At 72.9% G+C, this 13330-nt stretch carries 6 protein-coding genes; 1 reads left to right on the top strand and 5 read right to left on the bottom strand.

The genetic code is table 11. From position 1 onward, the window contains the following. The first annotated feature begins 218 nt into the window (after positions 1-218). The gene (locus Q5762_RS07135) at positions 219-4046 is read left to right on the top strand and encodes a multifunctional oxoglutarate decarboxylase/oxoglutarate dehydrogenase thiamine pyrophosphate-binding subunit/dihydrolipoyllysine-residue succinyltransferase subunit (RefSeq protein ID WP_315891130.1); all 3828 of its coding nucleotides are present in this window, start codon (positions 219-221) and stop codon (positions 4044-4046) included. Between the two features lie 87 nt (positions 4047-4133). On the opposite strand, the gene fxsT is transcribed toward Q5762_RS07135, so the two are convergent. The 5 genes from fxsT to Q5762_RS07160 all read right to left on the bottom strand — a co-directional run bounded on the left by fxsT (position 4134) and on the right by Q5762_RS07160 (position 13255). Next, complete coding sequence (fxsT, locus tag Q5762_RS07140) at positions 4134-7160, bottom strand: FxSxx-COOH system tetratricopeptide repeat protein (RefSeq protein WP_315891131.1); 3027 nt, start codon at positions 7158-7160, stop codon at positions 4134-4136. Positions 7161-7218: 58 nt separating this feature from the next. Further along, a complete protein-coding gene (locus tag Q5762_RS07145) occupies positions 7219-8511 on the bottom strand; it encodes an HEXXH motif domain-containing protein (RefSeq protein WP_315891132.1) in 1293 nt (430 codons plus the stop codon). A gap of 75 nt (positions 8512-8586) precedes the next feature. Continuing rightward, positions 8587-8808, bottom strand: a complete 222-nt coding sequence (locus Q5762_RS07150; protein WP_315891133.1) for a hypothetical protein — start codon at positions 8806-8808, stop codon at positions 8587-8589. Positions 8809-8994: 186 nt separating this feature from the next. Beyond that, on the bottom strand, positions 8995-12240 hold the full coding sequence (locus Q5762_RS07155; protein WP_315891134.1) for an SAV_2336 N-terminal domain-related protein: 3246 nt from the start codon (positions 12238-12240) through the stop codon (positions 8995-8997). Between the two features lie 7 nt (positions 12241-12247). Next, entirely contained in the window at positions 12248-13255 is a 1008-nt protein-coding gene (locus Q5762_RS07160) for a MoxR family ATPase (RefSeq protein ID WP_315891135.1), read from the bottom strand. Positions 13256-13330: the final 75 nt, after the last annotated feature.

A 13330-nucleotide genomic window follows, 5' to 3' on the forward strand; every position in this document is an offset into this window, starting at 1 on the left:
GTCGGGGATGCGCGCCTCACGGGCCGCAACCCAGACCTCTCGTACCCGCGAGAGGGCAGAACCACGCTTGTTTCCCGCCATTCCCTGCCCCGAAACACCGCGTCAAGTGTGACTTGCGCGACGTTGGTAGTGCCCGGCCTGCACCTCTCGGCCAGGGAGGCGTAGCCTTTATTTCCGCTGTCCATCACCTTGTGAAGCGGAAGAGGGCGGTTACCGCCGTGTCGTCTCAGTCCCCCAGTACCCCGAGTACCTCCACCGGCCAAGACGGGCAGGGTCAGAACCCTGCGACCGCCTTCGGCGCCAATGAGTGGCTCGTCGACGAGATCTACCAGCAGTACCTCCAGGACCCGAATTCGGTCGATCGTGCCTGGTGGGACTTCTTCGCCGACTACAAGCCCGGTGCCACGGAGACCCCGGCCGCCGCGCCTCAGGTGAGCCCCGCACAGGCCGCACCTGCCGCGCCCGCCGCTCCGGCGCCCGCCAAGGCCGTCCCGGCTCCGGCCGCCCCGGCCCCGGCCGCTCCGGCCCCGGCACCCGCCGCCACTCAGGCTCCGGCCGCCCCGGCCGCCGCCCCGGCTCCGGTCACGGCCGCGCCCGCCGCCAAGGCCCCCGCGGCCCCGGCGGCGAAGCCCGCGGCCGCCGCGAAGCCCGCCGCCGCGCCGGCCACCGAGGCGCCCGCCGGTCCCGAGCTGATCACGCTGCGCGGCCCCGCCGCCGCCGTCGCGAAGAACATGAACGCCTCCCTGGAGGTGCCGACGGCCACGTCCGTCCGCGCCGTCCCGGTGAAGCTGCTCTTCGACAACCGGATCGTGATCAACAACCACCTGAAGCGCGCCCGGGGCGGGAAGATCTCCTTCACGCACCTCATCGGCTACGCGATGGTGCAGGCGATCAAGGCCATGCCGTCGATGAACTACTCCTTCGCGGAGAAGGACGGCAAGCCGACGCTGGTCAAGCCGGAGCACGTGAACTTCGGTCTCGCGATCGACCTGGTGAAGCCGAACGGTGACCGTCAGCTCGTCGTCGCCGGCATCAAGAACGCCGAGACGCTGAACTTCTTCGAGTTCTGGCAGGCCTACGAGGACATCGTCAAGCGCGCCCGCGTCGGCAAGCTGACGATGGAGGACTTCACCGGCGTCACGGTCTCCCTGACCAACCCGGGCGGCCTCGGCACGGTCCACTCGGTCCCCCGCCTGATGCCCGGACAGTCGGTCATCATGGGCGTCGGCTCGATGGACTACCCGGCAGAGTTCCAGGGCACCTCCCAGGACACCCTGAACAAGCTGGGCATCTCCAAGGTCATGACGCTGACCTCGACGTACGACCACCGGGTCATCCAGGGCGCCGCCTCCGGCGAGTTCCTGCGGGTCGTGGCGAACTTCCTCCTCGGCGAGGAGGGCTTCTACGACGACATCTTCAAGGCCCTGCGCATCCCCTACGAGCCGGTCCGCTGGCTCAAGGACATCGACGCCTCGCACGACGACGACGTCACCAAGGCCGCCCGCGTCTTCGAGCTGATCCACTCCTACCGGGTCCGCGGCCACGTCATGGCCGACACCGACCCGCTGGAGTACCGCCAGCGCAAGCACCCCGACCTGGACATCACCGAGCACGGACTGACGCTCTGGGACCTGGAGCGCGAGTTCGCCGTCGGCGGCTTCGCCGGCAAGTCGATGATGAAGCTCCGCGACATCCTCGGCGTGCTGCGCGACTCGTACTGCCGCACCACCGGCGTCGAGTTCATGCACATCCAGGACCCGAAGCAGCGCAAGTGGATCCAGGACCGTGTCGAGCGCTCGCACTCCAAGCCGGAGCGCGAGGAGCAGCTGCGGATCCTGCGCCGGCTGAACGCGGCGGAGGCCTTCGAGACCTTCCTGCAGACCAAGTACGTCGGTCAGAAGCGGTTCTCCCTGGAGGGCGGCGAGTCCGTCATCCCGCTGCTCGACGCGGTCATCGACTCCGCCGCCGAGTCCCGCCTGGACGAGGTCGTCATCGGCATGGCCCACCGCGGCCGGCTGAACGTCCTCGCGAACATCGTGGGCAAGTCGTACGCGCAGATCTTCCGCGAGTTCGAGGGCAACCTCGACCCGAAGTCGATGCACGGCTCCGGCGACGTGAAGTACCACCTGGGCGCCGAGGGCACCTTCACCGGCCTGGACGGCGAGCAGATCAAGGTCTCGCTCGCCGCCAACCCCTCGCACCTGGAGGCGGTCGACCCGGTCCTGGAGGGTGTCGTCCGCGCCAAGCAGGACGTCATCAACAAGGGCGGCACGGACTTCACCGTCCTGCCCGTCGCGCTGCACGGTGACGCGGCCTTCGCCGGCCAGGGTGTCGTCGCCGAGACGCTGAACATGTCGCAGCTGCGCGGTTACCGCACCGGCGGCACGGTCCACATCGTGATCAACAACCAGGTCGGCTTCACCGCCGCCCCGGAGTCCTCGCGTTCCTCGATGTACGCGACCGACGTGGCCCGCATGATCGAGGCGCCGATCTTCCACGTGAACGGCGACGACCCGGAGGCCGTGGTCCGCGTCGCGCGGCTCGCCTTCGAGTTCCGCCAGACGTTCAACAAGGACGTCGTGATCGACCTCATCTGCTACCGCCGCCGCGGTCACAACGAGGGCGACAACCCGCAGTTCACCAACCCGCAGATGTACAACCTGATCGACAAGAAGCGTTCGGTGCGCAAGCTGTACACCGAGTCGCTGATCGGTCGCGGCGACATCACCCTCGAAGAGGCGGAGCAGGCGCTCCAGGACTTCCAGGGCCAGCTGGAGAAGGTCTTCGCGGAGGTCCGCGAGGCCACCTCGGCGCCGGCCCCGGCGCACGTCCCGGACGCCAAGCCGGAGTTCCCGGTCTCGGTCACCACCGCGGTCTCCCAGGAGGTCGTGAAGCGGATCGCCGAGTCGCAGGTCAACATCCCGGAGCGGATCACCGTCCACCCGCGTCTGATGCCGCAGATGCAGCGCCGCGCGGCCTCCCTCGACGACGGCACGATCGACTGGGGCTTCGGCGAGACCCTCGCCATCGGCTCGCTGCTCATGGAGGGCACCCCGGTGCGGCTGTCCGGCCAGGACTCCCGCCGTGGCACCTTCGGTCAGCGGCACGCGGTCCTGGTGGACCAGGAGACCGGCGAGGACTACACCCCGCTGCTCTACCTGGCCGAGGACCAGGCCCACTACAACGTCTACGACTCGCTGCTCAGCGAGTACGCGGCGATGGGCTTCGAGTACGGCTACTCGCTGGCCCGCCCGGACTCCCTGGTCATCTGGGAGGCCCAGTTCGGTGACTTCGTCAACGGCGCCCAGACCGTCGTCGACGAGTTCATCTCCTCGGCCGAGCAGAAGTGGGGCCAGACCTCCGGCGTCACGCTGCTCCTGCCGCACGGCTACGAGGGCCAGGGCCCGGACCACTCGTCCGCGCGTCCGGAGCGCTTCCTCCAGATGTGCGCCCAGGACAACATGACCATCGCCATGCCGACGCTGCCGTCGAACTACTTCCACCTGCTGCGCTGGCAGGTCCACAACCCGCACCACAAGCCGCTGATCGTCTTCACCCCGAAGTCGATGCTGCGTCTGAAGGCCGCGGCGTCGAAGGCGGAGGAGTTCACCACCGGCGGCTTCCGCCCGGTGATCGGCGACGACAGCGTGAACGCGGCCGACGTCCGCAAGGTCGTCTTCTGCGCCGGCAAGGTCTACTACGACCTGGAGGCCGAGCGGCAGAAGCGCGGCCTCACGGACACCGCGATCATCCGTCTGGAGCGCCTGTACCCGCTGCCGGGTGCCGAGCTGCAGGCCGAGATCGCCAAGTACCCGAACGCCGAGAAGTACCTGTGGGCGCAGGAGGAGCCGGCGAACCAGGGCGCGTGGCCGTTCATCGCGCTGAACCTGATCGACCACCTGGACCTGGCGGTCGGCGCCGACATCCCGCACGGCGAGCGCCTGCGCCGGATCTCGCGTCCGCACTCCTCGTCCCCGGCGGTCGGTTCGGCCAAGCGTCACCAGGCCGAGCAGCAGCAGCTGGTCAACGAGGTCTTCGACGCCTGACCCGTTGCGGTACCGATTCCGGTACACGTACGTCGAGAGGCCCGGCACCCCGCGAGGGGCGCCGGGCCTCCGGCGTTCCGTCCCGGCCTACCCGAGGTTGGCCTCGAAGTCCCAGTACGGGCGGTTGCGCTGGCGAGCGGAGAGGGTGTGCGGGTGCTGGGCGCCCAGCGTCCTGGTGAGGGTGAGCAGGGCGTCCTCCTCCAGCTTCCCGGCCTCCTCGACCTCGCGCAGGCCGCGCAGGTCGGTGGCGAGCGCGACCTGGCAGGACAGCGTGAGCGGGTGCTCGTTGCCGAGGGTGTGGCGGGCGCGGCGCAGGGTCTCGCGGCTGAGTTCGGCGGCGTCGCCGACGCGACCGTTGAAGTTACGGGCGGCGGTGGCGTTGAGGGCGCAGCCGAGGGCCCAGGGGTGGTCGGCTCCGAGGGAGGCGGTCAGTCCGGCGAGCGCGGCCTCCAGCATGGCGAGGGCATCGGCGCGTTCGCCGGCGGCCTGCATGACGAGGGCGGTGTTGGCGAGGACGCCGGTGGCGATGGGGTGGGCGGGGCCGAGGAGGGCGCGGTAGCCGGCCTCGGCCTCGTTGCTGAGCTCCCGCGCGTGGTCGAGGTCGCCGTGTTCGCGCAGGTAGTTGGCGTAGTTGTTGATGGAGGAGAGCGCCGTGTAGTGGGTGCGGCCGTGGACCTGTTCCTGCTGTTCGAGCAGGCTGGCCATGGTGGCGCCGAGGTCCTGCTGGAAGCCGCCCTCGCGGCGGCGGCAGAGGGCCAGCTGGGCGCGGGCGTACAGGGTCTGGAGGTGCTGGGGGCCGAGGACCTGGACGTGCACCCGGACGTTGGCCTCCTGACGGGCCAGCGCCTCGCGGTAGTTGCCGAGGAGGCGGAGGTCCTGGGCCACGGCGTTGCTGGAGTTGAGGGTGTGGGCGTGCCGGGTGCGGAGCACGCTCTCGCTGCGGGCGAGGGAGGCGACGTCCTGGTCGTACGCCTCCCGGTAGCGGCCGAGCATGCGCAGCACGACGCCGAGGTTGTGTCCGGCGACGAGGGTGAGGAACTCGGTCTCGCCGAGCAGCCGTTGGGCCTCGGCGTAGGACTCGCGCTGGATCCGTTCCGATTCCTGGTACTGGCCGAGGAAGCGCAGGTCGCTGGCGATGGAGATGGCGGAGCGCAGGGAGCCCAGCTCGTCCCGGGTCTCGGCGGCGTTCAGCCGGTCCCGTACGGAGATGTCGAGTTCGTACGCGTCCCGGAAGCGGCCGAAGGAGCGCAGGATGTAGCTCTCCTGCGTGGTGAGTTCGAGCATCTCGGGGCTGACCGGGTCCATGAACCGGGACCATTGGTCGCGGATCTTCTCCGCGAGGCGGATGCCGGCCCGGAACTCGGCGCTGCGGAAGCAGTAGCGCAGGCAGTTGAGGACGGCGGTCTGGACGCGGGGGTTGCGGCTGGCGAGGGCGCCGGACGGCTCCAGGTGCGGGAGGAGTTCGGCGTACCGGGGCCAGTGCCGGCTGTCCATGGGGTTGCCGGGGTCGGCCTCGGCGAGGAGGGTGCGGACGGCCTTGCGGTGGGCCTCGCGGTGTTCGCCGTCGGTGAGCCGGGCGACGATGTCGTGGACGAGCCGGTGCATGTGCACGGACTCCTGGTGGGGTCCCACCTCGACGTTGGTGACGGGTCCGCGTGATTCGCGGCTGAGCACCGAGTAGTTGACGAGGGTGTCGAGGGCCCGGGTCCAGGCCGGGAGGTCGGTGACCATCCAGCGAAGGTCCTCGGGGAGCTCGGCCTGCGGGTAGGCGCGCACGATGCCGAGCGGGATGCGGCCGGGGGCGAAGGAGGCGCACAGGCTGAGGACGTCGATGGCCTGCGGCTGGGCGCGTCGGAGCCGGTTGATCAGTATCGACCAGGAGGTGAGGGAGGCGTTGGGGAAGCCGTCGCCGGACGGCTCGTCCACGGTGGAGAGCCGTCCGTCGCGGACCATGCGGAGGTACTCGGGAACCTCCATGCCGGACTCGCCGAGCCAGGCGGCGGCCTGGACGAGCGGCAGGGGTACGTCGCCGAACTCGGCGGCGACCTCGTCCGCCTCGGGTCCGGAGATGTGCGGGGCGCGGCGCATCAGGTAGGCGGTGGACTCGGCGCGGTCGAAGCCGGGGACTTCGAGGATGTCGGTGTGGTCGCCCCAGCCGCGGTTGCGGGAGGTGATGAGCACATGGCCGGGGCCCTGCGGGAGCAGCACGCCGGCGCCGTCGGTGTCGTCCCAGCCGTCGAAGATGATCAGCCAGCGGCTGTGCGGGTCGCCGCGGCGCAGGGCCTCGCGGACGGCCCGGATGCGCTCGCCGGGTTCGTTGCCGCTGGGCAGGCGCAGTTCGGCGGCGAGTTCGCCGAAGCGGTCGCGCTGGACGTTGCGGTCGTCGGAGTTGACCCACCAGATGACGTCGTAGTCGGGGCTGAAGCGGTGGGCGTACTCGGCGGCGATCTGGGTCTTGCCGATGCCGGACATGCCGAGCAGCGTGCAGGCGGCGCTGCCCCGCTCGGCGTCCATCAGCCGTTCCTGGAGCTTGGTGAGGAGGTCGTCGCGGCCGGTGAAGCGCGGGTTGCGGCGCGGGACCTCGCCCCAGACGTCGGGGGGCGTCTCCGGGTAGCGGACGAGGGCGCCGGCCGGGATGCGGCGGGCGGCCGTGCGGCGCGGTTCGATGCCGAGCCTGCTGAGGAGCCGTGCTTCGGCCTCCTCCTCGCCGACGCCCCAGAGGCTGACGGGTTCGAGGACGGCGGTGGCCGGGAGGAGGGTGCGGTTGGTCAGGTTGACGGCCGCGAACCGGTCGGCGTTGGCGGCGACGAAGCCGCGCAGGACGTCGTTCCACTCGCCGGCCGGCCGGGGGCCGAGCTGGAAGAACCAGTCGTCGAGGACGAGCAGCACCTGCCCGCGGGCGAGCAGCAGGTCGCCCAGGGAGTCCTCAAGGGCTGACTCGCGCGGGGGGTCCCAGCGCAGGGCCGTGGTCCGCACCCCGTGGGATTCCAGGCGCTGGCCGATCCAGGCCGACCACGGGCGGTGATAGCCGGGGAAGACCACGAGGACATGCTCCGGTGCGGCTCTCCCTCCGTGGTCCGCCGCCGCGCCGCCACCCGACCGCTGTTCCGCCATCTGTACGTCTCCCGTCCCGCTCCCGCGCAACGCAGTGTCATGTGCGCTTGGCACAGTGTTACCCAGCCGCCCTCGGGGCTGCGCCCAGGCTCGCGTGGTGCCGCCTCATTTGATGGACGAACTCCCGCCCCTCACTGGTCAGTTCATCAGATTCAAGCAGGATCGACAGCGCCTCACCCACCTGATCGTGGATACGGTCGAACTGTTGCCCGGCACTGGTCCGCCAGGGTGCGGGCGCGCTCTCGGCGGTGCCCGCGCGCCGCCACAGGTCGGTCAGCGCCAGATGGGCGTACGCGCCGTGGAGCACGCCCGCGATGGGCCTCGGGTCGGAACGCCAGCCGACCCGGTGCACGGCGGCCCGGCCGGGCAGGTAGAGCGGGACGAGCTCGTGCAGGGTGGCCAGTTTGCTGTGGTGGAGCTCGTGGACGAGGGTCTCGGCCATGTCCTGCGCCCCGGAGGGCAGCGAGGTCAGCACGGCGCCGGGGGCGACGCTCAGGGTGGCTCCGGAGGAGCCGGGGCCGCGGGGGACGAGCGGCACGAGGGCGCGCACGGCCCGGCGCACCTCGGCCGCCCGGGCCGGGTCGGTGCGGGCCAGGAGGGTCTGGGCGGAGCGCCAGCAGGCGGACCAGGCCGCCCGGTCGGTGGCGGAGTGCTCCGTTCCGTCCCGGGCGGGGCTGCCGATGCCGCCGGGCGGGACCCGGTACGGGTCGAGGTCGTCGAGCCGGGCGACGGAGCCGCTGAGGACGGTCAGACCGGTCCAGCCGGGGCCCCGTCCGGTGAGGGCTCCGGTCCGCCGGTCGGTGAGCAGCAGGACGACGGGCGGCCGGCGGGCGTGTCCCTCGGGCCGGATCCGTACCGTACGGGACCGGGCCCGGATCCGGACCCGGTCCGCGTGCCCCGCGCGCGGCCCGGTCCGCAACCGTCCGACGCCGGGCAGCGACAGGAGTCCGTCGGGGGCGTCGACGGTGACGTCGAGGGGTGCGCCGGAGCGCAGGGCGGCGGTGACGGCCAGCAGGTCGAGGCGGGCGAGGTGCCGGTCGAGGAGCGGGCCGGGCGGCTCGTTCAGCGCGGTGGCCAGCCATGTCCCGGTCGTCGGGTAGTCGAGCAGGTCGCGGACCACCGCCGGGTGACGCCGTTCGATCCGCTCCAGGAGCCGCCAGGCCTCGGTGAACCGGCGGTACACGACGGGGTCGACGGAGTCCCGCTGCCGGTGGACGCGGACGAGCAGTGCCTTGAGCAGCAGCAGACGCCGGGCGTGCAGCGTCGAGCGCAGCAGGGAGACGCTCTGCGTCGCGGAGCGGGTACGGGCCAGCTCCGCGAAGGCCTCGGCGTGCGGCGGCGCGAGGGTCATCCCCGCCTCCCCGGACGCGCCGGGGGCGGGCTCGCGCTTCTGACCGGAATCAGACGGTGGAGACGGCCTCGGAGGTCAATGGCCGCCACCGGACGTGCAGCTGTCGACGAGCGCGCCCTCCTGCCAGGACTCGGCGAGATCCCGGGGCTGCCAGAGGACCCGCTCCACGGCGTCCGCCAGCTCGGGATCGTCCATGAATCGCAGGGTCCGCAGGTCGACGGCCGTGAGATCGGGCAGGTGCGGTGGGCGGCCCTCGCCCCGGTCGACGCCGGCGACCCACTCCATGTGCTCCAACACCCTCGGCTCCTCCTCACCGACGCCAGTCCCCCACGGTCGTAGCGGCGCAGCGGTTCTTCCCGACGCCAGGAAGTCAGAAACCCGTTCGACTCAACTGCGCCCATTCGCGCCCCCGTTATTCAGCCGTTGTCCGTACCGGCTCTCCGTACCGGCTTCCCCTCGTCGACGGCAGCGGCCGTCCGTCCGTCAGCCGGCCGTCTCGCTCCACGTCCACCACGGCGGCGCTATCCGGCGCCGGTCCTCGGCGGAGAGCGGCGGCCGGTACGGGTTCTGCTCCGCGCCCACCTCCGCCAGGAGCGTCCTGGTCCGTTCGACGTCGCTCCAGTCCACCTCCACCAGCGCGGCCGTCAGCCGCCGCCACTGATCGGCCGCCGCGCGCAGGACCGTACGGGCCCGTGCGTTCCGGCCCATCAGGGACAGGACGGCCCCCTGGGCGTGCAGCGCGCGGGCGCCGGTGATCGTCCCGGGGGTGTCGCCGTGTGCCGACCGGGCGTCCTCCCCGGCGCGTTCGAACGCCGTGAGCGCGTCGCCCAGGACGCCGACCCGTGCGGACTCGCTCAACTCCAGTCTCACCCGTCCCAGTTGCAGCCACACCTCCGAGCGCAGACCGATGTCCCGCGTGGTGCGCGCGGCCTGTTCCAGGAGGTGCCGGCTCTCGAAGAGGTCGGGCAGGAATCCGGCGCGGTGGAAGCGGAGGGCGAGCACGGTGCCGATGAGGATCCCGGCCCGGGCGCGCTCCGGGGCGTCGGCCGGGAGGCTGGTGAGGGCCTCGCGCAGCACGCCCTCGGCGCGGTCGACGGGCGCCTGGCCGGGGGCGGTGGCGGCGCGGCGCATCAGGGACTCGCCCCAGGTCATCAGGATCCGGCCGCGCCGGCCGCTGTCGGCGGGGGCGAGCAGGGTGGCCTCCTCGTAGGCGGTGTCGGCGGCCGGACCGTCGCCCGCCGCGTCGTACAGCCGGGCGCGCGCCGTGGTCCAGCGCAGCCGCAGCGCGGTGGCCTCGCCGAGCAGCGGCTCCGCCCGGTCGAGTACGGGGACGACCTCGGCCGGGTCGGCGCCGGCGAGGTGCAGGGCGTCGGCGAGGTCCAGGAGCGCCGGGGCGCTCTCCCGGAGGGAGAGCGCGGTGGTGAGTTCGGTCGCCGCGGCGGCGCCGTCACCGCGCGCGAGGAGCAGCCGCCCCCGGCGCAGATGCAGCGTGTGGTGGTGCACCTCGGGCCAGTCCGGCACATCGCCGAAGAGCGCGGCGAGGGCGTCGTCCAGGTGCTGGGGGTCGGCGGTGTGGCGCCACAACCCGTGGTGCGCGACGGCCTGTTCGAGCCGTGCCTCGGCCCACTCGGCGCCGCCCGGCTCGGCGAGGCCGCCGGCCCGCTCCAGCTCGGTCAGCGCCCGGCTCAGCAGCTCCTGGCGGCGCTCGGTGCCCTGGACGGCGGCGGTGCCGGACTCCGCGTACAGCACGCGTCCGAGCAGGATCCCGGCCTCGACGGGGTGGTCGGGCAGCGCGGCCTCGGCCTGCCCGCGGGCCCTGCCGAGCAGCGAGGAGTCGGACTGGCCGAGCCACTGGTCGAAGAGCCGTCGCGCGGCGGCCAGCGGATCGGGGGTGATGAGGTCGGGGTGGTAGAAGCGGAGCACGCGCGCGGGGATCCGGGCGAAGAGTTCGGGTTCCGTACCGACCGGGCCGGTGGGCTCGTCGGTGCCCTCGTCGCCCTCGACCGGGCCGGGCGCGGCCGACGGCTCGCCGTCGGCGCGGTGGCCGGCGAGCCGGGCGGCGGCGAGCGCCGGGAAGTTCCGCATGCCCTGGCCGAAATTGCGCTCCACGTACTCCGAGCAGTGTTTGAGGACGAGCGCGGCGGCGCCCCGGTCCAGGGAGCCGAGCAGATGCTGCTGGACGCGCGGCGCGTAGCTGAAGCACGGGTACGGGGCGGGGCCGGGCAGTTGCCGCAGCAGGCCGCTCAGCAGGACCTCGGCCAGCTCCATGGGGCCGGTGTCGGGGAGCATGGCGCGCTGGACGAGCTGCATGACGGGCAGGGCGAGCGGGGCGGCGGCGAGATGGACGGCGAGCCGCAGGGCGCCGGGCGACGCGCCGGCGGTGAAGGCGCGCAGCAACTCCTCGTCGCTGCGGGGGGCACGGGCCTTGGCGGGCGTGCGGGGCGTGGTGGCCGACGTGACCGTGGCCGCGGTCCGCGGCGGCTCGGGGGCGATCAGGGCCGCCCAGCCGCGCACCGCGCCCGAGCCGTGGCCGGCGTGCAGCCGCGCCCAGGAGGCGAACGCCTCGGGGGTGGGCGTGAGCACGGGCACCGCGCGCGTGTCGGGGGAGGTCGGCTCCCAGGGCTCCTCGTCGGGCTGGAACCCGGTGTGCCCGCCGGGGGCGGCGGGGCGCAGCAACAGGCCCGGTTCGACGGAGAGCGCGGTCCGGGGCCAGAGCCGTGGGGGCAGGGGCTGGACGAGGGCGAGCGGGGACTGCCGGGGCCACTGGTGGATGAGCCGCTGGGCCGCGCCGCGCTGCCACAAGGGGCCGACGCAGTCGCTGACGATCAGGGTGAGGCGGCGGCCGGTGGGGTCGTGGAGCTGGTCGCCCGGGCGCAGCCGGGGCCGGCCGTCGGCGCCGGAGGTGGTGGTGACCAGCGGCGCGCCGTCGCCCGTGTCGTACAGCCGGTGCACCTGGACGTCGCGGAAGGCGCCGGACTGCTGGCAGGCCTGGCGGAGTTCCTCGACCATGCGGGTCCAGACGACCATGGCGGGGCCGGTGTCCATGAGGAGCTGGATGTCGGGGCGGCGGCCGGCCGCCGGGCGCAGGACGGGCAGAAGGATGCCCGCCGCCGCGCTGCGTTCGGCGGTCGCCTCCTCGTCCAGGAGGCCTTCGCCGGGGCGCAGCGGGAAGTGGGCGTAGTGGCGCAGCGGGCGGAGGGCCTTCTGCAGGCCGAGGAGGCCGGGCAGGGCGTTGGCGCCGGGGGCGCGGACGGGGAGGGCCCTGCTGCCCGCTGTCCCGCGCGCGGCGCTGGTGCCGGCGCCTGAAGAGCTGAGGAACGGCCTGATGTCCACGGTGTCGGAGGGGCGGGCGGGCCGGGTTCCGTCGTCACCGGGGCCTGTGCCGCCGCCGGGGGCGCGTTCGCCGTCGATTCCCGGACCCGTGTCCGTACCCGTACGCGAGGACGGGGCGTCGCCACCGTCGCCGCCGTCGCCGTTGGCCGGATCTCGCCCCTCCCCCGACGGCTCGCGGTGCTCCGGGTCGTGCGGCCGGGCCCCGGAGTGGGCCGCCAGGTCCGAGTCCGGGCCCACGTCCGGGTCGGCGTCGGGGTCCGCGTCCGGGTCCGGGTCCGGGGGAGGACTCGGCAGCCATTGGGCTAGCCAGACGGCGTCCGCGACCTCCTCGGCGGTGGGGTCCTGGCCACCGGCCCGCAGTCTGCGGGTGAGCTCTTCCAGATGCATCCGGTGCATCCGGCCATCACCTCGGCTGATCGAGCGGCTGCATGAGCATGTCCGCGATGCGTTCCCGGGTCACCCGCTCGGTGCGCGGGGCGTGCTGGGTCAGATAGATCGCGTTCAGGAGCTGGTCGGTGGCGATGACCTCGCCGGGTTCGCGGTTCAGGAAGCGGCTGACCAGGCCCTCTTCGCCGGCCGCCGCGTCGGGTCCGAGGTGTGCCTCGATCATGGCGCCGAGCTGCTCCTCGCCCGGCGGCTCCAGCTCCAGGCGGATGCAGCGGCGCAACAGGGCGGCGGGGAAGTCCCGTTCGCCGTTGGAGGTGAGCACGATGAACGGGAACGTGGAGCAGCGGATCCGGCCGCCCTGGACCGGCACCTTCCGGCCGTCGTCGGTCAGCACCTCGACGACCGGCTCCCGGTCGGCGAGCCGCTCCAGCTCGGGGATGGCGAACTCGCCCTCCTCCAGGGCGTTCAGCAGGTCGTTCGGCAGGTCCAGATCGCTCTTGTCGAGCTCGTCGATGAGCAGGACGCGGGGCTGCTCGGAGGGGAGCAGCGCGGTGCCGAGCGGTCCGAGCCTGATGTACGAGCCGATGCCCGCCGGGGTCGCGGCGGGCACCGTCGACCCGGCCTGGGCCCGCTCCAGCTGGACGTCCTGGAGGCGGCCGATGGCGTCGTAGCGGTACAGGCCGTCCTGGAGGGTGGAGCGGCTGACGATCGGCCAGCGCAGCACCCGGCCCAGGCCCAGTTCGTGGGCTACGGCGTGGGCGAGCGTGGACTTGCCGGTGCCGGGGTTGCCGGTGACCAGGAGCGGGCGTCGCAGGTAGAGCGCCGCGTTGACGGCGTCGGTCTCGGCGGGCCGGGGGTGGTGGTTCTGGACCAGGCGGCGGCGCACCCCGAGCCGCCGGTCGGAGCCGGCCAGGGTGTCGTCCGCTCCCCCGGTCGAGAAGTCCCGCCAGGGCGGCGGGGCGGGCAACCGCCGTATCTCGTCGTGCGGGTGGCCGGCACCACGGTAGATCCGCCAATCGTTCACGTCGAACTCCTCCTGGCTGGTGTGGTGTCGTGGCCCGGCCCTTCGAACGTACCGCCCGACCGCACCCGCTGCCGA

Source organism: Streptomyces sp. P9(2023) (assembly GCF_032436795.1).
Taxonomy (GTDB): domain Bacteria; phylum Actinomycetota; class Actinomycetes; order Streptomycetales; family Streptomycetaceae; genus Streptomyces.

Bases quoted from the DNA above. Each gene is read 5' to 3' on its own strand.
- fxsT (WP_315891131.1), bottom strand. From the start codon at position 7,160: ATGGCGGAACAGCGGTCGGGTGGCGGCGCGGCGGCGGACCACGGAGGG.
- Q5762_RS07145 (WP_315891132.1), bottom strand. From the start codon at position 8,511: ATGACCCTCGCGCCGCCGCACGCCGAGGCCTTCGCGGAGCTGGCCCGT.
- Q5762_RS07155 (WP_315891134.1), bottom strand. From the start codon at position 12,240: ATGCACCGGATGCATCTGGAAGAGCTCACCCGCAGACTGCGGGCCGGT.